The sequence below is a fragment of the Geodermatophilus pulveris genome, assembly GCF_900188375.1.
GTDB classification, from domain to species: Bacteria; Actinomycetota; Actinomycetes; order Mycobacteriales; family Geodermatophilaceae; genus Geodermatophilus; species Geodermatophilus pulveris.
Genome location: NZ_FZOO01000011.1, coordinates 81,527 through 108,284, shown reverse-complemented (window position 1 = coordinate 108,284; position 26,758 = coordinate 81,527). Strand labels below are relative to the sequence as shown.

The following is a 26,758-nucleotide window of genomic DNA, read 5'->3' as shown; positions in this document are numbered from 1 at the left end:
CGCGAGGCATCGCGCTGCTCGGGGAACTACGCGACAGGAGTGTGCACTCATCCAGCAACGGGGAGGTGCGACAGCTGGTCATCCGCCGCCGGTCCGAGCTCCTCCAACACGAGCGTGCTCACACAGCATTTAAGGATCCGCGCGGCGCGTCCACGCATCAGAAGTCCGGCTATGCGACCCAGGACTCCGTCGCTCTGTACTGCGAGCGTCGTGGCGGACAGGAGTTTGCTGGTCCGTCATGCCGGTCAGGAGCCGAGCGTCTCGAGGACAGCGGCGGCGCCGGTGGTGGCGACCTTGCCGACCCGCCAAGCTGAGCCTGATCCTCCCCCGGCACCTCGGCTGCCTGGCGTCCGGCATCGACTGGCCCATCGAGCTCCGCGACTGCGCTGATCCGACCGCAGCTCGCTGAGGCGCCAGGATCCGCACCTAGATCATGGGTTTTCCATGGCCCGCTCGGACGTTCAAGGAGCTGGCTGCCGTCTGACCTGCGGTTTTGCTCCCCCGATTGGACTCGAACCAATAACCCTGCGATTAACAGTCGCATGCTCTGCCAATTGAGCTACGGGGGAACGGCGGGGGTCGCCCGCGCGCAGCGACGAGGCTACCGCACGCCGCGCGGCCGGCCGCGGACGACCCTCCGCGTCGCGCACCACTCCCGGCGCGGCTAGGTTGATCGTCCACCGTCCCGCGTCCCACCTGGGGGTTCTCCATGGCGAAGCTGTCCTTCCTCGTCGGCTTCGGCGCCGGCTACGTGCTCGGCGCGAAGGCGGGCACGGAGCGGTACGAGCAGATCCGCCGCGCCTGGGAGCAGGCCAAGGACAACCCGCAGCTGCAGGGGCTGGCGGGCATGGCCCAGGCCCGCGCCGACGGCGTGGTCAACTCGGCCAAGGCCCGGATCGGCCTGGGCGGCAACGCGACGCCCGGCGGGCCGGAGTCGGCCCCCCGCGCCCGCGCGGCGTCCGGCCCGACCCGGCCGTCGAGCGCGCCGGTGCCGCCGCCGGACACCACCGGCGGGGTCTGACCCTCAGTCGGGCTGGTCGGCCGCGACCACCTCGGCGAGCCTCTGCCGCGCGACCTCACGCGCGGCCGGGTCGCTGCGGTCGGCGTCGTCGTCGAAGACCACGGTCCACTCCCGCGCCGCCTGGCCGGGCAGCCGCCGGGCGACCAGCACCACCCCGCCCCGGTCGGGCAGCGGGACGCGCCGGCTGGCGACCACGGTCTCGTCCACCCGCCGGCGGACGACGGGCGGCAGGCCCCCCGCGTCGGACAGCGCGTGCCGCTCGACCGGCAGCCGCGCCTGCACCCCGGGCTCCACCTCGGTGAGCGGCGTCACCTCGACGTGGCCCCCACCGTCGGCGGTCGCCGTCCACCGTGCCGTGCCCACCTGGTGCCACGGCAGGACGCCGACCTCGCCGGCCTCCGTCAGCGGCAGGTCGGCCGGCACCAGGCGCAGCCCCCGGGACGTCGCGACCAGCCACCCGCCGTCGCGCACGAGGACGCCCCAGGCCAGCACCCGCTCGTGGGGATCCGGCGAGGCGAGGACCACCGCCCGCACGGGCTCCGGCGGCCGCGCGAACCGCTGCCGCACCCGGTCGAAGACCCTCATCCCAGCCCGCCCATTGCCCGCTTGCGCAGCGAGATCGCCTGCTGCTCCAGCGCCATCAGCCGGCCGAACGCCCGCATGTACTCGTCGCCGGCCTCGACCGGGTTCATCCGCTGCAGCCTGCCCTTGAGCGCGGCCACCTGCCGCACGGTGTGCATCTCCTCCAGCCGGGCCAGCACCGCGCCGACGTAGACGGCGTCCGCCTCGCCGGCCGCGCGCATCGGCTCGACGGCCAGCGCGGTCAGCAGCGCCGACGCGCTGTCCCGGGTGCAGTGCGCGGCCAGGACATCGAGCCACTCCGCACCGGAGACCCGGGTCGCGGCCGCTCCCCCGGCGGCCGCCACCGCGGCGGCCACCGCGGCCAGGTCGGGGTCGGTGAAGGCCTCGACCGGGACGGCGTCGAAGGACGGCCCGGCGAGCTCCGGGCTCTGCAGGGCCGCCTTGACCGCCTCCCGCTCGACCTCCACGGCGACGTCGTCGGCACTCTTCTGCGGCGTCCGCGCTCGCCCGCGCTGCGGTGGCCCGCCGGTGTCGCCGGTGATCCGGCGGATGCGGTCGAGCACCTCGGCCTCGTCGGTGTTGCCGATCATCCCGGCCAGCTGCCGGGCGTAGGCGGGGCGCAGCGCGTGGTCCTTGATCTGGGCGACCAGCGGCACGGTCTTGTCCAGGGCGGCCACCCGGCCCTCGACGGTGTCCAGGTCGTAGCCGGCCAGCGTGGTCTTGAGGACGAACGCGATCAGCGGCGTCCGCCGCCCCACCAGGTCGCGGACGGCGGCGTCGCCGTGCGCCTGCCGCAGCTCGCACGGGTCGCGGCCGTCGGGCTCGACGGCGACGAAGGTCTGTCCGACGAAGCGCTGGTCCTCGGCGAAGGTCTTCATCGCGGCGGCCTGCCCGGCGGCGTCGCCGTCGAAGGTGTAGATGACCTCGCCGCGGAACTCGTCCTGGTCCATGAGCAGCCGGCGCAGCACCCCGATGTGCTCCGGGCCGAACGCGGTGCCGCAGGAGGCGACGGCGGTGGTGACCCCGGCCAGGTGGCAGGCCATGACGTCGGTGTAGCCCTCGACGACGACGGCCTGGTGCCGGCGGGCGATGTCGCGCTTGGCCCGCTCGATGCCGTAGAGCACACCGCTCTTCTTGTACAGCGGCGTCTCCGGGGTGTTGAGGTACTTCGGGCCCGGGTCGTCGTCCATGAGCTTGCGGGCACCGAAGCCGATGACGTCGCCGGTGATGTCCCGGATCGGCCAGACCAGCCGGCGGTGGAACCGGTCGATGAGCGTGCCGCGGCTGGACTCCTTGGCCAGGCCCGCGGTCACCAGCTCCTGCTGGGACCAGCCCTGCGCGCGCAGGTGGCGGGTCAGCCCGTCCCACCCGCCGGGGGCGAAGCCGCAGCCGAAGTCGAGGGCCACCTGGCGGTCGAAGCCGCGGTCGGCGAGGAACTGCCGGGCCGGCGCGGCCTCCGGGCTGCCCAGCTGCGCGGCGTAGAAGGCCGCCGCCGCGGTGTTCGCCGCGACCAGCCGGGCCCGCTGGCCGGCCTGCGCGCGGTCCGGGGCGCCGGTGGGCCGGCCGCCGTCGTCCTCGTAGTGCAGGTCCACCCCGGCCCGTCCGGCCAGCAGCTCGACGGCCTCGGTGAAGGTCAGGTGGTCGATCTGCTGGATGAAGGAGATGACGTCTCCACCCACTCCGCAACCGAAGCAGTGGAACAGGTTTCTCGACGGAGTGACGTGGAAGGACGGCGACTTCTCGTCGTGGAACGGGCACAGCCCCTTGAGGCTGCCGCCGCCAGCCCGCTTGAGCTGCAGGTGCTCGCCGACGACCTCGTCGATCCTGGACCGCTCGCGCACCAGCGCGATGTCCGCGGCCCGGATGCGTCCCCGCCCGGCCATCAGTCCCCGCCCCCGCCCCCGCCGCCGTCGGCGCCACCGTCGGCGCCCCCGTCGGCTCCGGCGACGAGCACGCCGGCGCCGTCGCCGACCCGGTGGCTGGCGGCCAGCTCCACCCACAGCAGGAACACCGCGTGCTCCAGCGGCAGCGCGGGATCAGGGTCCAGGGTGGGCCGCGGCGTCCACCCGCCGGTGCTGCCGCTGTCGGCCAGCCGCCGACCGACCGCGGAGTAGCGGCGGGTGCCCCGCCACACCGACGTGTTGGCCACGTCGACCGCCAGGCCCTCCAGCTCCACCGCCCAGGTGCCCTTCCACACCGACGTCCGGCGGGCCCGCAGCCGCACCGCGTCCTCCGGGTCGCCGACCCGGCGGGCGGTCAGCTCGGCGCCGCGCCGGGTGTAGACCCAGCGCTGCCCGCCCACCTCGGCGGCCGCGGTGACCTCGCCCTCCCCGGCGCGCAGCGTGGCCACCGGGGCGCCGTCGCGCAGCACCGGCAGCACGCCGCCGGCGTCGGCCCCGCCCAGCTCGAGCACCGCCGTCCCCCTCAGCCGATCCCGGGTGCGCCGGCGACGCTCTCGCCGGTCGCCCGGTAGAGCAGGTAGGCGGCGGTCTCGCGGAGGATGTACCGGAACTGGGTGGTGCGGGTCTGCACCGCGGGGCCCTGCCGGGTCGGGGAGCTGTCCGCGGTGATGCCGGCGTCCTCGGCCATCCGCTCGGCACGCAGCGCGTGCCACGGGTCGGTGACCAGCACGGCCGAGGACCAGCCGCGCTCGTCGAACGCCGTGCCGACGGCCCGCATGCTCTCCAGGGTGTCCACCCCCTCCTCGACCGCCAGCAGCGACTCCCCCGGGATGCCGGCGTCGGCCAGGTAGGCGCGCCCGGACGCCGCCTCGGTGTACTGGTCGCCGTCGGCGCGGCCGCCCACCGTCACGATCACCGGCGCTACGCCCTCGGCGTAGAGCCTGAGCGCGTGCTCGAGCCGGGCGGCGAAGATGGACGACGGGACGCCGTTGTACTGCGCCGAGCCGAGCACCACGATCGCGTCGGACGCCGGCCGCGCGTCCTGCCGCGCCGTCCACCAGATCGCCGTCGCGGTGGAGACGACGAGCAGGACGGCGGTGAGCAGCAGTGCGCCGACGGCCCGGCCCACCAGGTCTGCCACGCGCACGCCCACCCGTCATGGGTACCACGCGGGTCCGTCGCTCCGTGGACCCCCGGAGCGGTGTGCCGCACCGCCCGGGGACGTGGCGGGACGGCGCCGTGGGGAGGTCCTCGATCAGCCCGGGACGGTCCCGCAGACGCGGGCGCCCTGCTCGCTGACCACGGTGAGGGTGGAGGTGGTGCCGTCGTCCCAGGTCACCTCGACCCGCTGCGCCGGTGCGCCGTCCACCTCGCCGTCGGTCGTGCCGGTGACCTCGCCGGCGCCGTCGGGGGCGTACTCGGCCGGCACCGCCTCCGGGGGCAGCCGGAACCGCTCCGCCGCGCAGAGCAGGCCGTGGGCGGTCTCCACGTCGTCCGCGGCCAGCGCGGCGAGGAAGACGCCGGTCACCTCGCGGGCCTGCTCCTCCGGGCTGCCTTTGATCAGGGGCAGGCCGACGGCCATGCCGACGGCGACGGCGACGGTCCCGCCGATGACCGAGAGGATCAGCGCCCGGGCCGGCCGCGGGGTGCCGGTGTGCAGGGGCGCGGGGTCGTCGTCGTAGAGGTAGGGGCCCTGTGCCATGGCGCTCACCCGCCGCTCACGAGCAGTTCGGCCCCGGCCGGCGGCCGCGGGTCGTCGCGGTCGGCCAGCCAGCCCTCCGGCAGCGCCACCGGGCGCGGCGGGCTGGTGCGGCCGCGGGGCGCGCCGAGCACCGCCGTCGGGTAGGGCTGGTCCGGGATGCCGGCCAGCAGCCCGGCCAGCTCGTCCAGCGCGCCCACCATGGCCAGCGCCCGGCGGACGTCGGAGCCGACGGAGAAGCCCTTCAGGTACCAGGCGACGTGCTTGCGGAAGTCGGTGCAGCCGTGCAGCTCGCCCTGCTCCTCCGACAGCAGCGTGGCGTGCCGGAGCATGACCGCCGCGACCTCGCGCAGCGTCGGCAGCGCGCGCTCCGCGCGGCCGGCGAAGGCGGCGGCGAGGTCGCCGAACAGCCACGGCCGGCCCAGGCAGCCCCGGCCGACGACCACGCCCGCGCAGCCGGTCGCGGCGACCATCCGCAGCGCGTCGTCGGCCTCCCACAGGTCGCCGTTGCCCAGCACCGGGATGTCCACGGCCTCGACCAGCCGGGCGATGGGGGCCCAGTCGGCGGTGCCGCTGTAGAGCTGGTCGGCGGTGCGGCCGTGCAGGGTGACCGCGGCGGCGCCCTCGTCCTGGGCGATCCGGCCGGCGTCCAGGTAGGTGACGTGGTCGGCGTCGATGCCGATGCGGGTCTTGACGGTGACCGGGACGTCGCCGGCGGCGCGGACGGCGGCGCGCACGATGTCGCGGAACAGCACCCGGCGCCACGGCAGCGCCGAGCCACCGCCCTTGCGGGTCACCTTGGGCACCGGGCAGCCGAAGTTGAGGTCGACGTGCGCCGGGCGGGTGCCGGCCACCCGCTCGTCGACGAGCATCTCCACCGCGCGGCCGACGGTGGCCGGGTCGACGCCGTAGAGCTGGACGGAGAACGCGTCCTCCTCGTCAGGGGTGGCGCGCACCATCTGCAGCGTCTTCTCGTTGCGCTCGACCAGCGCCCGCGTGGTGATCATCTCGCAGACGTAGAGGCCGGCGCCGAACTCCCGGCACAGCGTGCGGAAGGCCGGGTTGGTGATGCCGGCCATCGGGGCGAGCACCACCGCGGGGTCGACCGCGAGCGCGCCGAGCTTCAACGGCGGCAGCGCGGCCGTCGTTGGCTCGGGCGTGCTCATCACGACACCAAGGGTAGGCGGCGACCTGCGCCGTCCTCGACGTCCGGCCGTCCGCACGTTCGGCGTGCCGTTGCCACTGGATCCGGGCTGACGGGTCTGCTGGACTTCCCTCAGCTCCGAGGGGGCCACCGTGAACGAGCTGATCGACTGGCTGAGGGACTACTCCCCGATCGTCGTCGCGCTCCTGGCCGTCGGCGCAGCCTTCCTCTTCCTGGCGAAGACGGTCGTCGAGCAGGCGGTCTCCGCCCGGCTCGACGTCTACGCGGAGGACCTGCGCCTGCGGCTCGGCCGGCGGTCCGGGTTCGAGGAGAAGATCCTCACCGATCGCTACCTGGCCTTCCTCGATCTCTTCACCCGGCTGCAGCGCATCACGACGGAGGTGAACCGCGGGCGGCACGGACAGACGCTCCCTGAGGGATTCCTCGTCGGCGGCGACCTCGTTCCCCTGACGGCGGTCTACGAAGACCTGAACGTCCGGCAGCTGCTGCTCGGCCCCCGCCTGCATCCAGCACTGGTCGACGCCGCGGCCGCGACCCTGCAGCTAGCCAACGGTGCTGCCGAGGACGGCTGGCTCCCCGCCGTCAGCCGGCTGAAGGCGGCTGCGGATGAGGAGTTCGGGCTGAGCTCGATCCGCTGGGGATCGCCCGACGACGTGCGCCCAGGCCCGCTCCGGGCGTCGCCACGCCGGCCGCGGCCCACCGCCTCAGATCAGCAGCCCGGGAGGCGGGCCGCCAGATAAGCCTCGACGGCGTCCAGGCCGACCCGCTCCTGGCTCATCGAGTCGCGCTCGCGCACGGTCACCGCGTCGTCGGTCAGGGTGTCGAAGTCCACGGTGAGGCAGAACGGCGTCCCGATCTCGTCCTGCCGGCGGTACCGGCGGCCGATCGCGCCGGCGTCGTCGAAGTCGACGTTCCAGTTCCGCCGCAGCGCCGCCGCCAGGTCCCGCGCCTTGGGCGAGAGGTCGGCGTTGCGCGACAGCGGCAGGACGGCGGCCTTGACCGGGGCCAGCCGCGGGTCCAGCCGCAGCACGGTGCGGGTGTCGACGCCGCCCTTGGCGTTGGGGGCCTCGTCCTCGGTGTAGGCCTCGACGAGGAAGGCCATCAGCGAGCGGGTCAGCCCGGCCGCGGGCTCGATGACGTACGGCGTCCAGCGCGTGTTGGTGCCCTGGTCGAAGTAGGTGAGGTCGGCGCCGGAGTGCTCCGAGTGCGTCTTCAGGTCGAAGTCGGTGCGGTTGGCGATGCCCTCGAGCTCACCCCACTCCGAGCCCTGGAAGCCGAAGCGGTACTCGATGTCGACGGTGCGCGTCGAGTAGTGGGAGAGCTTCTCCTTCGGGTGCTCGTAGTGGCGCAGGTTGTCCGGCGAGATGCCCAGGTCGGTGTACCAGCGGGTGCGCTCGTCGATCCAGTACTGGTGCCACTGCTCGTCGGTGCCGGGCTCGACGAAGAACTCCATCTCCATCTGCTCGAACTCGCGGGTCCGGAAGATGAAGTTGCCCGGGGTGATCTCGTTGCGGAAGGACTTGCCGATCTGGCCGATGCCGAACGGCGGCTTCTTGCGGGCCGCGCCCATCACGTTGGCGAAGTTGACGAAGATGCCCTGCGCGGTCTCCGGGCGCAGGTAGTGCAGCCCGGACTCGTCCTCGACCGGGCCGAGGTACGTCTTGAGCATCATGTTGAAGTCGCGCGGCTCGGTCCAGGCGCCCTTCGTGCCGCAGTTGGGGCAGGAGATGTCGGCCAGCCCGCTCTCCGGCGACCGGCCCTTCCGCGCCTCGAACTCCTCCTCCAGGTGGTCGGCCCGGAACCGCTTGTGGCAGTTCTGGCACTCGGTCAGCGGGTCGGTGAACACGCCGACGTGACCGGAGGCCACCCAGGTCATCCGCGGCAGGATCACCGAGGAGTCCAGGCCGACGATGTCGTCCCGGCTCTGGACGACGGTGCGCCACCACTGCCGCTTGATGTTCTCCTTGAGCTCCACGCCCAGGGGCCCGTAGTCCCAGGCGGAGCGGGTGCCGCCGTAGATCTCGCCCGAGGGGAAGACGAACCCCCGGCGCTTGCAGAGGTTCACCACCTTGTCCAGGCGTGCGGGGTCGTGCTTGGCGGTGCTCTCGCTCACGGCGCGGGGCTCCATCCGGCTGGCGGTCGGCGGGGTGACCCGTCCACGGTAGTTGCCGCGGCGGCGCGGCCCGCCGCTCACCCGCCGTCAGGCGACGAGGACCGCCCACGCCCCGCCGACGGCCAGCGCGAGGACGAGCAGGAACAGCAGCAGGTTGCGGACGGGGTGGCGGCGCGGGACGACCCGCGGGTACGGCCGCGGGCCCGGCCCCGGGCCGGCCAGCCAGGTGACCGTGGCCGCGTCCTCCGGGCGGCCGGTGCCGCCGGGCAGGTTGATGGTGGGCTGGTCCGTGGTGCGCGCGGCCGGCGGCTCGGCGGGCGCCTGGTCCGCCGCTCCGGGCCGGGGGCCGGCGACCGGGGGCAGCGCCGGCTGCACCGTCGTCGGGGGCCCGGCCACGGCGGCCGGCTCGGTCGCCGGCTCGGCCGGTGACGGGGCCTCGGCGGGCGGGACCGCGAAGTTGCCCGACATCCGCGTCGGGGGCGCCGGCGGGAGCGCGACCGGGCGGGTGCGGTCCTCGACCGGCTCGGGGCGACCGGGGCGGCGTGGCCCGGCGGTGGACTGCTGGCTCACGGGTGCTCCACACGTCGTCCTGGCGGCGCCGCTCGGCTGCGGCGGGGGTTGCAGGTGCGCCTTGGATAGCCAGCCGGGTGGCCGGCCACACGTCGTCCCCCCGTGAGTGTGGTCTCCCCGCGGCGGCCGGGAGCCGCGGGACCGGGGGCTCGCGTCGCCGTCCCCGTCCGGGCAGAGTGGGCGCACCCGGCGACCGGGTGGCGCGACCGGTCGGCGAGCCGGTGGGAACGCGCCCGGGGAGGTCCGAATGGCGAGGCCAGACCGGGGACCAGCCGGCGGTGCGCCGGTGGCGGACGTCGCCGACGCGTTCCCCACCCGGCACCACCCGCGGCCGCAGGTGCGGGACATGCCCGACGAGCCACGGCGGTACGCGCGGCTGATCGGCCCGGGCATCATCGCCGCCGGCGTCGGGCTGGCCTCCGGGGAGTTCATCCTCTACCCCTACATCGCCTCGCAGGTGGGGCTGGTCTTCGTGTGGGCGGCGCTGGTCGGGCTGGCCACCCAGTACTTCCTCAACATGGAGATCGAGCGGTACACGCTGGCCACCGGCGAGACCGCGCTGACCGGGTTCAGCCGCTACTGGCGGCACTGGGGGCTGGTCTTCGCGCTGCTCACCTACTTCGCGAACCTGTGGCCCGGGTGGGCGACCAGCTCGGCGACCCTGGTCACCTACCTGGTCGGCGGGGAACCGCGCTGGATCGCGATCGGCATGCTGATCACCATCGGACTGATCCTCACCCTGGCGCCGGTCGTCTACGTCGCCCTCGAGCGGGCGCAGATGCTCAAGGTCGCCGCGGTGCTGGTCCTGTTCGTCGTGGCCGCGGTCGTCGCGATCGGCGCCTCGGCGTGGGCGGACGTGCCGCAGGTCGTCACCCGCCCGCGCATCCCCGTCGAGGAACTCGGCTTCGCCCTGCTGCTCGGCGCGCTGGCCTTCGCCGGCGGGGGTGGCGGGCAGAACCTGGTGCAGTCCAACTGGATCCGGGACAAGGGCTTCGGCATGGGGGCCTACGTGCCGCGGCTGGTCAGCCCGATCACCGGTGAGCCGGAGGCCGTGCCGAGCACCGGCTACGTGTTCGAGCCGACCCAGGACAACCTGCGCCGGTGGCGCGGCTGGTGGCGGTTCGCCAACCTCGAGCAGCTGACCACCTTCGTCCTGATCACCTTCGTCACCATCCTGTTCACCTCGCTGCTGGCGTACTCGACGGTGTTCGGCCGGGACGACGTGGCCAACAGCATCGACTTCATCCAGACCGAGGGCGAGGTGCTCGGCGAGCGGGTCGGGACGTGGTTCCAGTACCTGTTCTGGGGCATCGGCGGGTTCTCGCTCTTCGCCGCCGCCCTGGGCATCGTCGACTACACCAGCCGGCTGGCCGCCGACGTCGTCAAGACCTCCTACGCCCGGGAGGCCAACGAGAGCAAGGTCTACGCCGCGTTGGTGTGGGGGCTGATCGCCATCGGCATCGTCGTGCTGCTGGCCGGCTTCAGCCAGCCGCTGGTGCTCCTGGTCATCTCCGCGGTCGTCGGCGGGTTCATGATGTTCCTCTACGCGGGCCTGCTCATCCTGGTCAACCGCCGGATCCTGCCCGCGCCGATCCGGGTGCGCGGGGTCCGGCTGGGCGCGCTGGTCTGGGCGATCCTGCTGTTCGGCACGCTGTCCGCGCTCACCTTCCGCGCCCAGCTGCAGAACCTCTTCGGCGGCTGACCGGCACCCGGCCTACCGCGGGGCGACACCGCCGTCCTGCGGCAGGTAGGCCCCGGGCTCGTCGAGGGCGTGCAGCCACACCGGGGCGCCGGCGATCTTCACCTCGGCGGCCGACAGCGCCCGGCGGTAGGCGCCGACGCCCTCCCAGCGGGTGACCAGCGCCCACAGCGCCGGGTCGTCGGTGCACCGGCCGACCTCGCCGTCCCGGTAGCCGGGGCGCGCGGCGAGGGCGGCCAGCAGGGCGTCGACGTCGGCGGCCAGGCCGGCGGCGTCGGACTCGGCCACCCGCAACCGGGTCACCACGAACACGGGGGTCCTCCCTCGGGTCAGGCGCTGCCGAAGCGGCGCTGCCGGGACGCATACTCCTCGCACGCGGCCCACAGGTGGCGGCGGTCGAAGTCCGGCCAGAGCGTGTCGAGGAAGACGAGCTCGGCGTAGGCCGACTGCCACAGCAGGAAGTTGCTGGTGCGGTTCTCCCCGGAGCTGCGGACGAACAGGTCGACGTCGGGCATGTCCGGCTCGTCGAGGTACCGGGCGACGGTGCGCTCGTCCACCGTGCCCGGGTCCAGCCGGCCGGCGGCGACCTCGCGGGCGATCGCGGCGGCGGCGTCGGCGATCTCCGCCCGGCCGCCGTAGTTGACGCACATGGTCAGCGTGAGGACGTCGTTGTCGCGGGTGAGCTCCTCGGCGACCTCGAGCTCCCGGATCACGCTGCGCCACAGCCGCGGACGGCGGCCGGCCCAGCGCACCCGCACGCCCAGCTCGTGCATCTCGTCGCGGCGGCGGCGGATGACGTCGCGGTTGAAGCCCATGAGGAAGCGCACCTCGTCCGGGCTGCGCCGCCAGTTCTCCGTGGAGAAGGCGTAGGCGCTGATCGCCCGCACGCCCAGCTCGATCGCGCCCTCGACGCAGTCGAACAGCGAGGACTCCCCCGCCTCGTGCCCGGCCGTGCGCGGCAGCCCGCGCTGCTTGGCCCAGCGGCCGTTGCCGTCCATGACGATCGCCACGTGGCCGGGCACCCGGTCGGCCCGCAGCTGCGGCGGCCGGGCGCCGGAGGGGTGCGGGTTCGGCGCCTTCACCTCACGCCTCACGGGCCGTACCCACCTCCTGGCGCGGCGCCGGCGGATCGGAGCGGTCGACCAGCGGCAGGGAGCGCAGCCCGCGCTCCAGGTGCCACTGCAGCAGCGCGGCGACCAGCCCGCTGCCCTCCCGGCGGTTGGTGGTCTGGCTGGCCTCGGCGGTGGTCCAGTCGCCGGACAGCAGCGCGTCGAGCAGCTCGATGGTGGCCGGGTTGGGCATCGCCGAGCCGGTGGGCCGGCAGGGCGGGCAGACCATGCCGCCGGCGGGCACCGAGAAGTGCCGGTGCGGGCCCTCCTCGCCGCAGCGGGCGCAGCCACCGAGCGCCGGCTCCCACCCGGCCACCGACATGGCGCGCAGCAGGAAGGCGTCGAGCACCAGCGGCGCGGGGTGGGTGCGCTCGGACAGCGCCCGCAGCGCGCCGACGACCAGGAGGAACAGCCGCAGGTTCGGCTCCTTCTCCTCCTCGGCCATGAGCCGGTCGGCGGTCTCCAGCACCGCGGTGCCGGCGGTGTAGGCCGGGTAGTCGGCGGCGATCGTCTGGCCGTAGGACCGGATGGACTCCGCCTGGTTGACGATGTCGAGGGTGCGGCCCGTGTAGAACTGCAGGTCGACGTGGCTGAACGGCTCCAGCCGGGCGCCGAACTTGCTCTTGGTGCGGCGCACGCCCTTGGCCACCGCCCGCACCTTGCCGTGCCGGCGGGTGAGCACCGTGACGATCCGGTCGGCCTCGCCCAGCTTCTGGGTGCGCAGGACGATCCCCTCGTCCCGGTACAGGGACTTCGGCGTGGTGCTCACGTCAGTAACCCAGCCGGTTGAGCTTCTTCGGGTCGTCCTGCCACTCACCGAGCACCGTGACGTGCAGGTCCAGGTGCACCCGGGCGCCGAGCAGCGCCTCCATCCCCTGCCGGGCCTCGGTGCCGATCGCCTTCACGATCGAGCCGCCCCTGCCCAGCAGCATCGGCTTCTGGCTGGGCCGCTCGACGTGCAGCAGCGCGTGCACCTCGACCAGCTCGCCGCCGTCCCGCTTGGGGTCGGGCCGGCGGATCAGCTCCTCGATGGTGACCGCCAGGGAGTGCGGCACCTCCTGGAACACCTTCTCCAGTGCCGCCTCGCGGACCAGCTCGGCCAGCTGCCGCTCGACGTCCTCGTCGGTGGTCTGCGCCGGCGGGTACAGCGGCGGGCCCTCGGGCAGCAGGCCGACCAGCAGGTCCTCCAGCAGCTCCACCTGGTCGCCGCGCACCGCGCTCACCGGCACCACCTCGGCGGCCTCCACCAGCGAGCTGGCGGCGAGCAGCTGCTCGGCGACCTGCTTCCTCGACGCGGCGTCGGTCTTGGTGACCACGACGACGACCGGCGCCCGCACCTCGGCGAGCTGGCGGGCGATGTACCGGTCGCCGGTGCCGACCGGCTGGTCGGCCGGCACGCAGAACACGACCACGTCGACGTCGGACAGCGTGTCGCGGACGACGTCGTTGAGCCGGCGGCCCAGCAGGCTCCTCGGCCTGTGCAGGCCGGGCGTGTCGACCAGCACCAACTGGCCGCCGGGTCGGTGGACGACACCGCGGATGGCGTGCCGGGTCGTCTGCGGGCGGTTGCTGACGATGCCGACCTTCTCGCCGACCAGGGCGTTGGTCAGCGTGGTCTTGCCGGCGTTGGGGCGGCCCACCAGGCACGCGAAGCCGCTGCGGTACGGCGGCTCGTCTGGCGGGTTCACGCCGTCCATCCTCCCACCCGGCGCCGACACCACCGCGTCGGCGTCGAGCGGATGACGGGGTGTGCACATCCCGCTGTTCGGAGGTCGCCCCACCCGCGATGTGTGCACAAAACGCCGGCGAGCGTCCCGATCGGGCGCGGCGTACCGAGGACCTCCGCCCTCAGACGGTGGTGCGGACGGCGCCGTCCGGGCCGGCGAGGAGCACCGGCGCCGACGGGGCGAGGTCGCGGATGGCGGCCAGCCCGGCGTCCTCCAGGGCCTCGGCGGCCGTCACGACCGCCGCAGCCTCCAGCCCCTGCACCCCGCTGGACACCGCGGCGGCGACCGCGGCCTGCAGCGCCGTCAGCTGCAGCGAGGGCAGCGCGACGGTCGCGGCGAGGTAGGTGCGGCCGTCGGTGTCGCGGACGGCGGCACCCTCCGGGGCGCCGGTGCGGCCGCGCGCGGAGCGGGCCAGGGTGACGAGCTTGGCGTCCTCGGGGTCGAGATCGGTCACGGGCGCCTAGCGTTCCAGGGCGCCGGCCGGCTGCTCGACGCGGGTGGCGCCGGACGCGGTGGCCCCGGACGCGGTGGCCCCGGACCCATCGGCCCCGGTGTCCTCCGCGGCGGGCGGCTCGGCCGGCGGCTCGTCGCCGTCCGCGCCCTCCTCGGGCTCGGGGACCCGGCAGACCAGGAGGGTGTCGATGCGGTTGCGCCGCCCGCCGGTGCTCTCGGCGACCAGCCGCAGCCCCGCGACCTCGGCCTGCGAGCCCTCGATGGGCACCACGCCCAGCTCGCGGGCCAGCAGCCCGCCGACGGTCTCGACGTCGTCGTCGCGGGGCAGCTCCACCTCGAAGAGGGTGGCGAGGTCCTCGACCGGCAGCCGGGCGGTGATGCGCACCGACCCGTTCTCCAGGTGCTCGACCGGCGGGCGCTGGAAGCGGTCGTGCTCGTCGGCGATTTCGCCGACGATCTCCTCGAGGATGTCCTCGATGGTCACCAGCCCGGCGAAGCCGCCGTACTCGTCGACGACGATCGCGATGTGGATGCGCTGGGCCTGCATGTCCCGCAGCAGCTCGTCGACCGGCTTGGACTCCGGGACGAACGTCGGCGCGCGCATGAGGTCCTCGACGCGCACGTCGCTGCGGACGTCCTGCCCGCCGGCGGTCCGGCGGATGAGGTCCTTGAGGTAGATGACGCCGACGACGTCGTCGACGTTCTCGCCGATCACCGGGATGCGGCTGAACCCGCTGCGCAGGGCCAGCGCCAGGGTCTGGCGGAGGGTCTTGGTGCGCTCGATCCACACCACGTCGGTGCGCGGCACCATGACCTCGCGGGCGATGGTGTCGCCGAGCTCGAACACCGAGTGGATCATGTTGCGCTCGCCGGACTCGACGACGCCGCGCTCCTCGGCCATGTCGACCAGCTCGCGCAGCTCGACCTCGGAGGAGAACGGCCCGTCACGGAAGCCGCGCCCGGGGGTGATCGCGTTGCCGACCAGGATGAGCAGGGTGGCCACCGGGCCGAGCACCCGGCCCAGCGCGCCGATCACGCCGGCGGTGCGCAGCGCGAAGCCGTAGGCGTGCTGGCGGCCCAGCGTGCGCGGGCCGACGCCGACCAGCACGTAGCTGACCACGGTCATCACCCCGGCGGCGACGAGCACCGGCTGCCAGCCGCCGCCCCAGATCCGGTACAGGATGACCGCGACCAGGGTGGCGGCCACCATCTCGCAGGTGATCCGCAGCAGGAGCAGCAGCGCCACGTGCCGGGCCCGCTCGGCGACGACGCCGGACAGCACGCCGGCGCGCTTGACGCCGTCCCGGCGCAGCTCGTCCACGCGCGCCTTGGACACCCGCTGCAGGGCGGCGTCCATGGCGCCGAACAGCCCGGCCAGCGGGATGAGCAGCACGGCGACCACCAGCAGGGTGATCTCGCCGGAGGTCATCGGGGGACCGGCCCCCGCTCGACCGGCTCCCCGGTCATCGGGGCGCGCGGGGCGGCCCGCCAGCCGTCGAGCAGGGTGGTCTGCAGGCCGAACATCTCCTTCTCGTCCCCGGGCTCCATGTGGTCGTAGCCGAGGAGGTGCAGCACGCCGTGGGTGGCCAGCAGGATCAGCTCGTCGTCCATGGTGTGGCCGGCGGCGCGGGCCTGGCGGATGGCGACCGAGGGGCACAGCACGACGTCCCCGAGCAGCGCCGGGCCCGGGTCGGGCTCGTCGGGACGGCCGGTGTCCAGCTCGTCCATCGGGAAGGCGAGGACGTCGGTCGGCCCCTTCTCCCCCATCCAGCGCTCGTGCAGCGTGCTCATGTAGTCCGGGTCCACGCACAGCACCGACAGCTCGGCCATCGGATTGACGCCCAGCTCGGCCAGCACGTACGTGCAGATGGCCGCGAGGGAGGACTCGTCGACGGCGATCTCGGACTCGTTGGCGACCTCGACGGGCACGGCGGTCAGCTCCCCTGCCGGCGCGGCCGCGTGGGGCGGACCGGCTGCTGGGCCGAGGCCGGGCGCTGGTCGTTCGCGGCGTCCCAGCGCTCGTAGGCGTCGACGATGTCGCCGACCAGCCGGTGGCGGACGACGTCGGAGCTGGTCAGGTGGGAGAAGTGCACGTCCTCGATGCCGTCGAGGATCTCCCGGACGATCCGCAGCCCGCTCTGCGCGCCGCCGGGCAGGTCGACCTGGGTGACGTCACCGGTGACCACGATCTTCGAGCCGAACCCGAGCCGGGTGAGGAACATCTTCATCTGCTCGGCGGTCGTGTTCTGCGCCTCGTCGAGGATGACGAACGCGTCGTTCAGGGTCCTCCCACGCATGTACGCCAGTGGTGCAACCTCGATGGTCCCGGACTGCATCAGCCGGGGGATCGACTCGGGGTCGACCATGTCGTGCAGCGCGTCGTACAGCGGCCGCAGGTAGGGGTCGATCTTCTCGCTCAGCGTGCCGGGCAGGTAGCCCAGCCGCTCGCCGGCCTCGACGGCCGGGCGGGTCAGGATGATCCGGTTGACCTGCTTGGTCTGCAGCGCCTGCACGGCCTTGGCCATGGCCAGGTAGGTCTTGCCGGTGCCCGCCGGGCCGATGCCGAAGACGACGGTGTGCGTGTCGATCGCGTCGACGTAGCGCTTCTGGTTCAGCGTCTTCGGCCGGATGGTGCGCCCGCGGCGGCTGATGATGTCCAGCGAGAGGACGTCGGCCGGCCGCTCGGAGCCACCGGCTCGCAGCATGCCGATGACCCGGCGCACCGAGTCCGGGCGCAGCGCCTGGCCGGTCCCCAGCAGCGCGATCAGCTCGTCGAACACCGCGACGGCGAAGGCGTTGTCGGCCGGGCGGCCGGTCACCGCGATCTCGTTGCCGCGCACGTGGACGTCGGTGTCGACCGCCTCCTCGACCAGGCGCAGCAGCTCGTCGCCGGAGCCCAGCAGGGCGACCATCGACACGGAGTCGGGGACGGTGATGGTGGTCCGGACGGCGGTGGGGGCGTCCCCCGGGCCTGCAGCGGGGGCACCGAGGTGGCCGTCGGCCGCCGCAGCCTGCGCCGAGGCCTCACGCGAGGTGGGCGCTCCGGGCACGGGGACGTTCGAGGAGGAGTCGGGCAAGAACCCTCGACCCTGCCTTCCTGCGAGAGGAGGTGCGGACCCGCCGGAGTCTACCCGCGCGCCCGACCCGGGAACCGCCGTCCGGGCGACCGCTCACCTCCCGGAGTAGGTGGCCTTCCCCGGTCCCTCGGAGAGGAAGGAGGCCACGGCGCCGCGCAGGTCCTCGGTGGCGAACAGCGCGCCGGAGACGTCGGGCACCAGGTCGTCGGCGGCGCGCGCCCCCTGGCGGACCGCGGTCGTGACCAGCCGCTTGGTGGCCGCGTGCGCCACCGTCGGCCCGGCGGCGACCCGGTGGGCGTAGCCGCGGGCGGCCTCGGCGAAGCCCTCGTCGGGCAGCACGCGGTTGACCACGTCCCAGCGCTCGAGGACGGCGGCCGGGTAGCGCTCGCCGGTGAACACGAACTCCTTGGCGCGGGCGGACCCGGCGCGCTCGGCCAGCCGCTGCGGCCCGCCCATCGACGGGGTCAGCCCGACGACGATCTCCACCAGCCCGAACGACGCCCGCTCCGCGGCCAGCAGCACGTCGCAGGCCAGCGCCAGCTCGAAGGCGGCGGTGAGGGTGAGCCCGTGCGCGGCGAACACGGTCGGCACCGGGAGGTCCTCGACGGTCTGGGTCACCCGCAGCAGCCGCCGCCACAGGTCCGCACCCCGGCCGGCCGCCTCCGGGCCCTCGGCGATGTCGCGGAACACGGTCACGTCCACGCCCCCGGACACGACCCTGCCGCGGGCCTCGACCAGCACCGCCCGCGCCCGGGACGGGTCGGTGGGGTCGGTGAGCCGGACCAGCTCGTCGGTGACCCGGTCGAGCGCGTCGAAGACGGCGGCGTCGAAGAGGTTCAGCGGCGGGTTGTCCAGGACGACGACGGCGACGTCGCCGTCCCGCTCGATGCGCACGGGCGCGGTCTCGGTCATGTCCGGCAGCCTGGCAGGCAGGAGCACCACACGTCGGGTGCGGGTGCGGAGGACGGGCCGCGTGGACGTCGTTCGTGGCCGCGCTGCCCGCGGCGACCGCTCGCCGCGACCCACGCCGGTGCCTGGTGACGCCCGTGACCCGGCAGGCCTGCCGGCAACGCCGTGCCGCCGGAGCCCCTCGGAGCGTGCCACGCCCGTCCGAGATCCCCGGCGGGGACGTCCGCTCGGTCAGGCGGTGAGGTGACGTAGCAGCGCGGTGAGCATGGCCTGGAGCTGCTCGCGCTGGCCGCGGTCGAGGGGGGCGAACACCTCGTCCTGGACGCGCTCGACGACCCGGACGGCCTCCTGGAGGGCGGCGTGCCCGGCTGCGGTGAGTTGCAGCTGATAGGCGCGCCGGTCCTGGGAGTCGCGTCGGCGGACGACCCGGCCTGTGCCGGCCCCTCGTCAGCCGGTCCGGACGGCGTAGCTGAGCAGCACGTTGTCCGACCCTGCGCGGCGACGGACGTCGAGCAGGTGCAGCGGTGGCACGGGACCGGGGCCGTAGGCGGGGAGACCGCTGCCGAGCACGACGGGGCCGACGAGCAGGTGGAGCTCGTCGACCAGGCCGGCGTGCAGCAGGTCCGCCCACAGGGTGCTGCTGCCGAAGACGAGCAGGTCGTCGCCGGGCTCCTCCTTGAGCCGGCGGACGGCGTCGTGCGCATCGGCCCGGCGGACGATGGTCGTCGTGCCGGTCCAGGGATCGGTGTCGGCCTGGGTGAGGGTGTCGGAGACCACGACCTTGCGCAGGCTGTTGTTGCGCTGTGCGGTCTCCCGGTGCAGTTCCGCCGTGGTCGGGTCCAGCTGCACCGCCGGTGACCGGGTCGGGTCCTCCGCGATCGCAGGCCAGTAGGCCTTGAGGCCCAGGTAGGTGGTCCGTCCGAGCAGCAGCGTGTCGGCGTGCCGCTGGCGTTCGAGGTTGTGCTCGTCGAAGAAGGCGTCCATCGGCAGGGCCATGACGTTCCCGCCGGGGCCGGCGACGTGGCCGTCGAGGGAGACGATGGACGAGACGACGACCTTGCGCACGGGGTCCTCCTGCTGGCTGTGGGTGAGGGTCACCGGTACTGACCCGGCGAGGGCACGGACTCATCGGGAGTCTGGTGCCAGCAACCCACTCGGTGGGGGACGGGCACGTGCTCGCGGCGGGAGGACCACGCCGGCAGCGGCGGCATGGTGGACACGCGTCCGGTGCGTCCGGAGGCGCCGCCACGAGCGGGTCGGCGGTGCCACTCGACCAGCGTCCCGCCGGGGAGTACGAGATCGAGGACGCTGTGGAGCCGCAGGTCGTCCACCGCCCGCAACGACGGGACGAGCAGCGTCGTGATCCCGACCTCGGCCGTCGCGCCGTCCCAGCAACCGCGGTCACCGACCTTCAGGACCTCCTCCGCGCCCAGGTCCAGCCGCTGCAGCGCGACGGTGACGACGGCCGGGTCGGGCTTGGCGACCCCGAGCTCGGAGGACAGCGCCCACGCATCCACCAGGTCCGCCCAGGTGCTGCCGTCGGGGTTCTGCTGCCCGGCGAACACCGGGTCGCAGGTCGACGTGGATGTCGCTGACCACACCGATCCGCACCCCGGCCGCGTGCAGCGATCGCAACAGCGGCCCCACGTCGTGCGCGAAGGGGTCCAGCGACGCGTCGGACTCCACCGTGTGGAGCTCCACCGCCAACTCGTCGTCGAGACCGGCACGGCGGAACCACGAGGAGTACGCCGAGCGGTGCAGCGCCGCATCGGTGTCGACGGCCGAGGACGCCACCTCGCTGTCGTCGACACCGCGCAACCGGCTGAGCACCACCTCCACGGCAGCCGGGGAGACGTCCCGCCCCATGCGCTGCAGTGCCGTGCGCACCAGCCGGGGGTGCGCAGGAGCGACCACCAACGTCCCGCGCCAGTCCAGCAGGACACCCTTGAGCCTGCTACCGGGGCGTGACCGTCCAGGGGCGGGGGCCACAGCGGGAGCCGCTGTCGCTGGGACGGTGATCCACACTGTCCCTCGCACACGGGCCGGAGCGGGCTCCCGGAGTGCGGCGTCAGGTGTGCAGTCGCCACATCCCCAGCTCCCGGTCGTGGTCCCGGAGTCGCTGCACCGCCTCGGCCAGGGTGCGCTGCTCGGTCAGCTCGTAGAAGAGGAAGACCGGCGCGAAGAAGCTGGCGTAGCCGAACGGAGCGCCGTCGGGTGCCAGGTAGGCGCTGGCGCCGCAGTCCAGTACCGCCTCGACCAGGGCGGGGTGACCGGTGTCGCAGCCGGTCGCGATCACGGTGGCGCCGTCGAAGCAGGCGAAGGAGCGCAGCTCCTCAGGGGTGATCCTGCAGGAGAAGGGCTGGTAGCGCTCCAGCTGCGGCGCCAGCTCGGGCAGCACGATGTTGCCCTCATCGCCGTGGCAGGCGAGGACGACGAAGGGTGCACGCAGTTCCCCCGACAGCGCTCGGAGCAGGTGGCGGCCCTGCCCGACCGGGAGGCGGTTGACCTGGATGCCGAACGTCTCCAGCGCCGCGCGCAGGACCGCCCCGTGCCCGGAGTCGATGTCGATGAGGTCGACCGCGGTCCAACTGGTCGCACCAGCCTGGACCTCCCTGATCCGGGACGGACGCAGGCTCGCCAGCCACTCCGCTTCACCGCTCACGTCGTGATCCTGACGTGGACCGGCGGTCTCAGCCACGACCCGACGTCCAGGAGGTGGGTGCAGGCCTCATCGGCGGTGTCCGCCGCGGGCGGGATCCCCGGCGGGACGGACTTGACCAGGACAGGACGACTCGGTGCACTCGGGGTGTGGACGACGGGACGCCTGACCTCGACCAGCGCACCCCGCTGCCGGTGGCCTGCACGCTCGGACCCGCGGACGGCCCAGCTCGACTGCTCCGGTGGCAGCGGCTCCATGACACCGCAGCCCCCGTCGCTCGCCTCCACGATGGCCAGCTCGAGGTCCGCTACCAGCCGGGCCCGGGCGTGCAGGAGGAGCTGGCGGACCTGGCGGCCGCCGAGCAGACGTGCTGCTCCTTCGTCGCTTGGAGCGTGACGGAGGTCCAGGGCCACCCGATCCTGCGCGTCACGGCGCCCGCGGGTGCCACCGAGGCGGTCACGCCCATCGCTGCGCTGTTCGGCGCCGGCCCACAGACCGTGTCGCAGTAGACGGTCCCCGGCCGCGACTGGCCGGGCTCGAGACCAGGGCCGGCTGCAGCTGCGCGCGGTGCACTGTGATCAGCGGCGCGCCGTCGCGAGTGGGGAAGGTCGTCGGCCGGGCGCGCGAGAGTCAGACACGACCACGGCCGACGATGCTCGGAGGTGCTGGCTCCACCCCGGACGAGCCCGCGCACCAGGCCGGCTCAGCCGGGCGGCCAGCGCAGGTCGCGGCCGCCGAGCACGTGCAGGTGCACGTGGTGGACGGTCTGCCCGGCCGCCGGGCCGGTGTTGGTCACCACCCGGTAGCCGGGCTCGGCGCCGTCCTCGGTGGCCAGCCCCTCCTGGACGGCGACGGCGGACACGGCGCGGACGACGGCACCGAGCAGGTCGGGGTCGGCCTGCGCCAGCGCGGCCACCGTCGGGTGGTGGTCCCGGGGGATCACCAGGACGTGCGTGGGCGCCTGCGGGTTGATGTCCCGGAAGGCGAGCGTCCGGTCGGTCTCGTGCACGACGTCGGCCGGGACCTCCCCGGCGACCATGCGGCAGAACAGGCAGTCGGTCACGCGCCGACCGTAGTCACGAGGACCGTCGTCCTCGTCGCGGGCCGAGTCCGGCAGCGAGGTGCCGAGCTGCAGCCACTGCTCCTGCGGTGTCCTCCCGGCTCCTGCGGCCCTGCAGTACCGCGGGAGCGGGGGAGACAGCGCAAGAGCTCTCTGGCGACCAGGTGGCAGAGCAGGCAGTCGGTCACCCCGGTGCCGGACTCAGTGCTGGCCGGGCGTGGTCTCCACCCCGAGATAGGCCTGCACGATGCGCTCGTCGGCGAGCAGGCCGGCCGCGGGGCCGGAGTGCACGATCTCGCCGCTCTGCAGCACGTAGCCGTGGTCGGCGGCGCGCAGCGCCCGGCGGGCGTTCTGCTCGACCAGCACCACGGTGGTGCCGGACGCCCGGATCTCCGCGATCACCCGGAACACCTCGTCGACGATCTTGGGGGCGAGCCCCATGGACGGCTCGTCCATCAGCATGACCGTCGGCGCGGCCACCAGCGCGCGGGCGATGGCCAGCATCTGCTGCTCCCCGCCGGAGAGCGACCCGGCGGGCAGGGCGCGGCGCTCGGCCAGCACCGGGAAGCGGTCGTACACGGCGTCGATCGACCGCTGGGCGCCCGCCCCGGTGTGCCACGCGCCCATCCGGAGGTTCTCCTCGATGGTGAGCGTGGCCAGGATCTGCCGGCCCTCGGGCACCTGCACCAGCCCGCGGCCGACCAGCTTGTGCGCCGGCGTCCGGGTGATGTCGCGGCCCTCGAAGGTGATCCGCCCCCCGGCCGGGCGCAGCAGCCCGGACACGGCGTTGATGACCGAGGACTTGCCTGCGCCGTTGGCCCCCACCAGTGTCACCAGCGAGCCCTGCTCGGCGGTGAAGGAGACCCCGCGGACGGCCTCGACCCGCCCGTAGGTGACCCGCAGGTCCTCCACGCTCAGGATCGGCGTGCTCATGTCGCGTTCCTCGGGGTGGTGTCCGGTGGGTCGAGCGTGCCGGCGACGCTCGGCCGGGCGTTGGTGACCGCGCCGGTCGCGCCGCCGTCGCCACCACCCCCGGTGGGGTCGGCGAGGGTGCCGTCGGCGACCGACCCCCGGGCCGGCTCGCCGTCGTCCGGGTCCGCCGTGCCGAGGTAGGCCTCGATGACGGCGGGGTCGGCGGCGATCTGCGCCGGCGTCCCGCTGGCGATGACCTGGCCGAAGTCGAGGACGACGACCCGCGTGCAGGTCTCCAGGACCATGCCGACGTTGTGCTCGATGAACAGGATGGTCAGCCCGTCGCGGGCCAGCGACCGGATCAGCTCGGACAGCTGCCCGGCCTCGACGTGGTTCATGCCGGCGGCCGGCTCGTCGAGGACCAGCAGCGAGGGCTCGGCGGCCAGCGCGCGGGCGATCTCCAGCCGGCGCTGGTCGCCGTAGGACAGCGCGGACGCCCGGGTGCCGGCCAGGTGGCCGAGCCCGACCCGGTGCAGGCAGCGGGTCGCGTGCTCCAGGGCCGCCCGCTCGTCGCGCCGGGACGAGGGCAGCCACAGCAGCCGGCGCAGGAAGGTGGGCCGGCTGACCAGGTGGGCGCCGACCAGCACGTTCTCCAGCGCGGACAGCCGGTTGAACAGCTTGGAGTGCTGGAAGGTGCGGCTCACCCCGGCCGCGGCCACCCGGTGCACGGGGGTCCGGCCGACCGCCGTCCCCAGGACGGTGGCGGTGCCCGAGCTGGGCGGCACCAGCCCGCTGACCATGTTCACCAGCGTGGTCTTGCCCGCGCCGTTGGGGCCGATCAGGCCCACGACCTCGCCGCCGCGGACCTCCAGGTCGACGCCGCGGACGGCGTGCACGCCGCCGTACTCCTTGGACAGGCCGGCCAGGCTGACCACGGTCTCCCCCGGGGCCGGGTGCCGGCGGGCGGCCAGCCCCGGCGCGGCGTCGCCGTCCGGGTCGCCGTCCCCGGCGGCCGGCACGCGGGTGCGCCGCGGGATCAGGCTGGTCAGCCCGCCGGGCAGGAAGAGGATGACCACGAGCAGCAGCAGGCCGGCGAGGAAGGGCCGGATCCAGCCCGCCTCCACCCCGACCGCCCGCTGGATCTCGGGGACCATCGTCTGGAAGCCGCTGCCCAGGACCGGGCCGAGGAACATGGTGGAGCCGCCGAGCACGGCGGTGACCAGGCCGTCGACGGCGGCGGCGAAGTCGAAGTCGCTGGGCGCGATGAGCCGCACGTAGTAGGCGAACAGCACCCCGTACAGGCCGGCCACCGCGCCGGAGGTGACGAACGCGGCGAGCCGGTGGCGGCCCACGTCGATGCCCATGGAGCGGGCCGCGAGCTCGTCCTCGCGGATGGCCTCCAGCGCCCGGCCGTACCGGGAGGGGCCCATCCGCCAGAACCAGTAGGCGACGACGGCCAGCGCCGTCCAGGCCATCCCGACGGTGAGGACCCGCGGCACGGCCAGCCCCTGCGCGCCGCCGGTCCACTCCAGGTTGAGCAGCACGACGCGCACCGCCTCGGCGAAGCCGAGGGTGGCGATGGCGAGGAAGACGCCGCGCAGGTGCATCGTCGGCAGGCCCAGCACGACCGCGGCCGTGGCGCCGACCGCCATGCCGATGACGACGGCGGTCAGCAGCGCGGGGACGTCGCCGACGTCGTCACCGCTGGGCGCCAGGCTGGCGGCGGTGAAGGCGGCCAGCGAGGCGAACCCGGCCTGGCCGAGGCTCAGCTGACCGGCGATGAGGACGGCGTAGAAGGAGTAGGCGAAGACCGCGCCGAGGGCGATGAAGGTCAGCGGGGTGGCGTACTGGGCCAGCATCAGACCTCCCGCACCTTCCGGGCGCCGAGCAGGCCCTGCGGGCGCACCAGCAGGATGAGGAACAGCAGCCCGAAGGCGATCACGTCCCGCCAGGACGACCCGATGTACTGGACGGCGAACACCTCGGCCAGCCCGAGCACCAGGCCGCCGATGAGCGCGCCGGGCAGGGAGCCCATGCCGCCGACGATGATGACCGCCAGCCCCTTGAGCTCGATGGCGTAGCCCATGCCCAGCTGGGCGGTGTTGACGTTGATGGCGAACAGCACGCCGGCGACCGCCCCCAGCGCCGAGGAGATGGCGAAGGTGACCGCGGTGATCCGGTCGACGTCCACGCCGAGCACGCGGGCCGCGGTGGGGTTCTCCGCGACGGCGCGCATGCCGCGGCCCAGCCGGGTCCGGGTGACCATGTACGTCAGCCCGACCATGAGGGTGAGGGAGACGGCGAGGATGACCAGCTGGGCCAGCGTCACCTGCGCGCCGGCGACCTCGTAGCGGGTCTCCGGGAAGGCGCCGGCCGGGAACCGGCGGGTGTCCGGGCCGTAGCGCCACTGCAGCAGGGCGATGAGCATGCCGGCCAGCGCGATCGAGGAGATCAGCCCGGCGAAGTGGGCGTCCGGCCGGTTCTTCAGCGGGCGGAACGCCAGCCGCTCGATCACCAGCCCGAGCACCGCGCCGAAGACGAACACCACCGGCAGCGCCGCCCACAGCGACAGCCCGCCCCGCTCGACCAGCTCGATGCCGACGAAGGCCGACGTGGCGAACACGGCGGGGTGGGCGAGGTTCAGCCGGTCCAGGATGCCGAAGACCAGGGTGAACCCGATGGCGAACAGCGCGTAGATCGAGCCGATGAAGATGCCGTTGAGGAGCTGCTGCACAGCCGTTCCCGTCGTGGTCGGGTGCGCGGGGACCCGGTGGACCCGGGTCCCCGCGCGGAACGTACCGGTGGGACCCCCGTGCGCGGAGGGGTCCCACCGGGGTCACTCCAGGACGGCGAACGACCCGTCGCGGACGACCTGCACGACCGCCGGGTGCTCGGCGTCCCGGTTCTCGTCGATGGAGAACTGGCCGAGCACGGTCGGGACGTCCTGCAGCTCCCCCAGCGCGGCCTTGATGCTCTCCCGGTCGGCGGCGCAGTTGGCCCGCACCGCCTGGTCGACCAGCATCAGGCCGGTGTAGGCCTGCGCGGCGAACTGGTCGGGCTGGGCGCCGTACTCGGCCTCGTAGTCGGCCAGGAACGCGGTGTTCTCCGGGTTGTCCGACGCGGAGTTCCACGCCGCGCCGACGACGACGCCCTCGGCCGCCTGGCCGGCGTCGGCCATCAGCCGCGGGTTGTTGAACCCGTTGCCGCCGATGATCGGCACCTCGATGCCGAGCTCGCGGGCCTGGGTGACCAGCGGGATCGCGGCCTCGATCAGCGCGGAGACGACGATGGCGTCGGGGTCGCTCTGCTGGGCCTGGGTGAGCAGGGCTCGGAAGTCGGTGTCGGCCTTGGAGAAGGTGATCGTCTCGCTCACCGTGACGCCCTCGGCCTCCAGCGCGGCGGAGAACGCCTCGTAGCCGGACTCGGTGAACGCGTCGTCGTTGCTGTACATGACGACCACGTCCTGCAGCCCGAACTCCTCGGTGGCCTTGGCGATGGTCTGCGGGATGACCGCCTGCTCGGTGAGCGAGTTGCGGAAGATGTAGTCGCCGATCTCGGTCACGCCGGCGGCGGTGTTGGAGATGCCCAGCACCGGGACCCCCGCCTCCTGCGCGATCGGGTCGGCCTGCACCGCGGCGTTGGACAGCGTGGGACCGATGATCAGGCTGACACCGTCGGTGACGAACTGGTCGAACAGGGTGATGCCCTGCCGGGGGTCGGTCTGGTCGTCCTCGATCCGCAGGTCGTAGGTGACGCCGCCCTTCTCGGCCAGCTGCGCGGCGGCGAGCTCCAGCCCGCGCTGCTGGGACTCCCCGTAGCTGGCCGCCGCACCGGTCAGGCTGAGCACCGCCCCGACGGGCACCTCGGCCTCGATGGTGCAGGAGTCCCCGGTGCCCTCACCGGAGAGCTCTCCGGAGGCGGCGGAACCGCCCCCACCGGTGTCGCCGGAGCCGCAGGCGGTGAGGACGAGGGCCGCCGCGGCGGCGACGGCGGTGTGCAGGTGAACGCGCATGTCTCTCCCCTGTTCGTGCACGACGACCGCACCCGGGCCGGCGCGTGGCAGCCGACACCGTAAGCACGCGGCCGCGGCGGCCCGGCGCGG

29 protein-coding genes and 1 tRNA gene are annotated in these 26,758 nt (G+C 74.0%); 4 read left to right on the top strand and 26 right to left on the bottom strand.

Annotated features, from left to right (window positions below):
* Positions 1-496: 496 nt before the first annotated feature.
* A tRNA-Asn gene (locus CHB98_RS18895) sits at positions 497-569 on the bottom strand.
* A 140-nt stretch (positions 570-709) separates the two neighbouring features.
* On the opposite strand from CHB98_RS18895, the gene CHB98_RS22575 reads away from it, so the two are divergent.
* Entirely contained in the window at positions 710-1,021 is a 312-nt protein-coding gene (locus CHB98_RS22575; RefSeq protein ID WP_245821413.1) for a hypothetical protein, read from the top strand.
* Between the two features lie 3 nt (positions 1,022-1,024).
* Here the strand turns inward: CHB98_RS22575 and CHB98_RS18885 are convergent, their stop codons facing one another.
* The 6 genes from CHB98_RS18885 to dusB form a co-directional block, all read right to left on the bottom strand.
* The gene (locus CHB98_RS18885) at positions 1,025-1,606 is read right to left on the bottom strand and encodes a hypothetical protein (RefSeq protein ID WP_089307137.1); all 582 of its coding nucleotides are present in this window, start codon (positions 1,604-1,606) and stop codon (positions 1,025-1,027) included.
* The gene (gene dnaG / locus CHB98_RS18880; RefSeq protein ID WP_089307136.1) at positions 1,603-3,486 is read right to left on the bottom strand and encodes a DNA primase; all 1,884 of its coding nucleotides are present in this window, start codon (positions 3,484-3,486) and stop codon (positions 1,603-1,605) included. The genes CHB98_RS18885 and dnaG overlap by 4 nt, the downstream gene beginning before the upstream one ends.
* The gene (locus CHB98_RS18875) at positions 3,486-4,016 is read right to left on the bottom strand and encodes a hypothetical protein (RefSeq protein WP_089307135.1); all 531 of its coding nucleotides are present in this window, start codon (positions 4,014-4,016) and stop codon (positions 3,486-3,488) included. Before CHB98_RS18875 ends, dnaG begins: the two co-directional genes overlap by 1 nt.
* An 11-nt stretch (positions 4,017-4,027) precedes the next feature.
* Entirely contained in the window at positions 4,028-4,645 is a 618-nt protein-coding gene (locus tag CHB98_RS18870; RefSeq protein WP_245821412.1) for a YdcF family protein, read from the bottom strand.
* A gap of 114 nt (positions 4,646-4,759) precedes the next feature.
* On the bottom strand, positions 4,760-5,206 hold the full coding sequence (locus tag CHB98_RS18865; RefSeq protein WP_089307196.1) for a hypothetical protein: 447 nt from the start codon (positions 5,204-5,206) through the stop codon (positions 4,760-4,762).
* Positions 5,207-5,211: 5 nt separating this feature from the next.
* Entirely contained in the window at positions 5,212-6,369 is a 1,158-nt protein-coding gene (gene dusB / locus CHB98_RS18860) for a tRNA dihydrouridine synthase DusB (protein WP_089307133.1), read from the bottom strand.
* Between the two features lie 130 nt (positions 6,370-6,499).
* On the opposite strand from dusB, the gene CHB98_RS18855 reads away from it, so the two are divergent.
* Positions 6,500-7,108, top strand: coding sequence for a hypothetical protein (locus CHB98_RS18855; RefSeq protein ID WP_089307132.1), 609 nt, complete (start codon positions 6,500-6,502; stop codon positions 7,106-7,108).
* On the opposite strand, the gene CHB98_RS18850 is transcribed toward CHB98_RS18855, so the two are convergent.
* A complete protein-coding gene (locus tag CHB98_RS18850; RefSeq protein WP_281251880.1) occupies positions 7,078-8,481 on the bottom strand; it encodes a glycine--tRNA ligase in 1,404 nt (467 codons plus the stop codon). The genes CHB98_RS18855 and CHB98_RS18850 overlap by 31 nt on opposite strands.
* A gap of 87 nt (positions 8,482-8,568) precedes the next feature.
* Positions 8,569-9,051, bottom strand: a complete 483-nt coding sequence (locus tag CHB98_RS18845) for a hypothetical protein (protein WP_089307131.1) — start codon at positions 9,049-9,051, stop codon at positions 8,569-8,571.
* Positions 9,052-9,337: 286 nt separating this feature from the next.
* Here CHB98_RS18845 and CHB98_RS18840 point away from each other — a divergent pair, with 286 nt between their 5' ends.
* Positions 9,338-10,753, top strand: coding sequence for an Nramp family divalent metal transporter (locus CHB98_RS18840; RefSeq protein WP_245821411.1), 1,416 nt, complete (start codon positions 9,338-9,340; stop codon positions 10,751-10,753).
* A gap of 12 nt (positions 10,754-10,765) precedes the next feature.
* Here the strand turns inward: CHB98_RS18840 and CHB98_RS18835 are convergent, their stop codons facing one another.
* From CHB98_RS18835 to CHB98_RS18780, 12 genes are all read right to left on the bottom strand, one after another.
* The gene (locus CHB98_RS18835) at positions 10,766-11,062 is read right to left on the bottom strand and encodes an antibiotic biosynthesis monooxygenase (protein WP_089307129.1); all 297 of its coding nucleotides are present in this window, start codon (positions 11,060-11,062) and stop codon (positions 10,766-10,768) included.
* Positions 11,063-11,079: 17 nt separating this feature from the next.
* Positions 11,080-11,844, bottom strand: a complete 765-nt coding sequence (locus tag CHB98_RS18830) for an isoprenyl transferase (protein WP_089307128.1) — start codon at positions 11,842-11,844, stop codon at positions 11,080-11,082.
* Positions 11,834-12,628: a DNA repair protein RecO gene (recO, locus tag CHB98_RS18825; protein WP_089307127.1), complete on the bottom strand. Its 795-nt coding sequence runs from the start codon at positions 12,626-12,628 to the stop codon at positions 11,834-11,836. The genes CHB98_RS18830 and recO overlap by 11 nt, the downstream gene beginning before the upstream one ends.
* 1 nt (position 12,629) lies before the next feature.
* Positions 12,630-13,556, bottom strand: a complete 927-nt coding sequence (era, locus tag CHB98_RS18820) for a GTPase Era (RefSeq protein WP_089307126.1) — start codon at positions 13,554-13,556, stop codon at positions 12,630-12,632.
* Between the two features lie 151 nt (positions 13,557-13,707).
* Entirely contained in the window at positions 13,708-14,040 is a 333-nt protein-coding gene (locus CHB98_RS18815) for a cytidine deaminase (protein ID WP_089307125.1), read from the bottom strand.
* A gap of 6 nt (positions 14,041-14,046) precedes the next feature.
* Positions 14,047-15,468: a hemolysin family protein gene (locus CHB98_RS18810; protein WP_089307124.1), complete on the bottom strand. Its 1,422-nt coding sequence runs from the start codon at positions 15,466-15,468 to the stop codon at positions 14,047-14,049.
* The gene (ybeY, locus tag CHB98_RS18805) at positions 15,465-15,968 is read right to left on the bottom strand and encodes an rRNA maturation RNase YbeY (protein ID WP_089307123.1); all 504 of its coding nucleotides are present in this window, start codon (positions 15,966-15,968) and stop codon (positions 15,465-15,467) included. The genes CHB98_RS18810 and ybeY overlap by 4 nt, the downstream gene beginning before the upstream one ends.
* Before the next feature lie 5 nt (positions 15,969-15,973).
* Positions 15,974-17,089: a PhoH family protein gene (locus CHB98_RS18800; RefSeq protein ID WP_218822428.1), complete on the bottom strand. Its 1,116-nt coding sequence runs from the start codon at positions 17,087-17,089 to the stop codon at positions 15,974-15,976.
* Between the two features lie 120 nt (positions 17,090-17,209).
* Entirely contained in the window at positions 17,210-18,028 is an 819-nt protein-coding gene (locus CHB98_RS18795; protein ID WP_089307193.1) for an enoyl-CoA hydratase/isomerase family protein, read from the bottom strand.
* A 444-nt stretch (positions 18,029-18,472) separates the two neighbouring features.
* Positions 18,473-19,123: a dihydrofolate reductase family protein gene (locus CHB98_RS18790; protein ID WP_245821408.1), complete on the bottom strand. Its 651-nt coding sequence runs from the start codon at positions 19,121-19,123 to the stop codon at positions 18,473-18,475.
* A complete protein-coding gene (locus tag CHB98_RS21840; RefSeq protein WP_179224681.1) occupies positions 19,120-19,626 on the bottom strand; it encodes an HAD family hydrolase in 507 nt (168 codons plus the stop codon). The genes CHB98_RS18790 and CHB98_RS21840 overlap by 4 nt, the downstream gene beginning before the upstream one ends.
* Positions 19,627-20,093: 467 nt before the next feature.
* Positions 20,094-20,687 (bottom strand): hypothetical protein, encoded by a 594-nt coding sequence (locus tag CHB98_RS18780; protein WP_218822427.1) that lies wholly within the window; start codon positions 20,685-20,687, stop codon positions 20,094-20,096.
* Between the two features lie 146 nt (positions 20,688-20,833).
* Between CHB98_RS18780 and CHB98_RS18775 the strand changes: the two genes are divergently transcribed.
* Positions 20,834-21,193, top strand: coding sequence for a hypothetical protein (locus tag CHB98_RS18775; RefSeq protein WP_089307122.1), 360 nt, complete (start codon positions 20,834-20,836; stop codon positions 21,191-21,193).
* A 194-nt stretch (positions 21,194-21,387) separates the two neighbouring features.
* Here the strand turns inward: CHB98_RS18775 and CHB98_RS18770 are convergent, their stop codons facing one another.
* The 5 genes from CHB98_RS18770 to CHB98_RS18750 form a co-directional block, all read right to left on the bottom strand.
* Positions 21,388-21,747 (bottom strand): histidine triad nucleotide-binding protein, encoded by a 360-nt coding sequence (locus CHB98_RS18770; RefSeq protein ID WP_179224679.1) that lies wholly within the window; start codon positions 21,745-21,747, stop codon positions 21,388-21,390.
* A gap of 198 nt (positions 21,748-21,945) precedes the next feature.
* Positions 21,946-22,677, bottom strand: coding sequence for an ABC transporter ATP-binding protein (locus tag CHB98_RS18765; protein ID WP_089307121.1), 732 nt, complete (start codon positions 22,675-22,677; stop codon positions 21,946-21,948).
* Positions 22,674-24,515: a branched-chain amino acid ABC transporter ATP-binding protein/permease gene (locus CHB98_RS18760; protein WP_089307120.1), complete on the bottom strand. Its 1,842-nt coding sequence runs from the start codon at positions 24,513-24,515 to the stop codon at positions 22,674-22,676. The genes CHB98_RS18765 and CHB98_RS18760 overlap by 4 nt, the downstream gene beginning before the upstream one ends.
* A complete protein-coding gene (locus tag CHB98_RS18755) occupies positions 24,515-25,390 on the bottom strand; it encodes a branched-chain amino acid ABC transporter permease (protein WP_089307119.1) in 876 nt (291 codons plus the stop codon). Before CHB98_RS18755 ends, CHB98_RS18760 begins: the two co-directional genes overlap by 1 nt.
* A 102-nt stretch (positions 25,391-25,492) precedes the next feature.
* Positions 25,493-26,668, bottom strand: a complete 1,176-nt coding sequence (locus CHB98_RS18750; RefSeq protein ID WP_089307118.1) for an ABC transporter substrate-binding protein — start codon at positions 26,666-26,668, stop codon at positions 25,493-25,495.
* Positions 26,669-26,758: the final 90 nt, after the last annotated feature.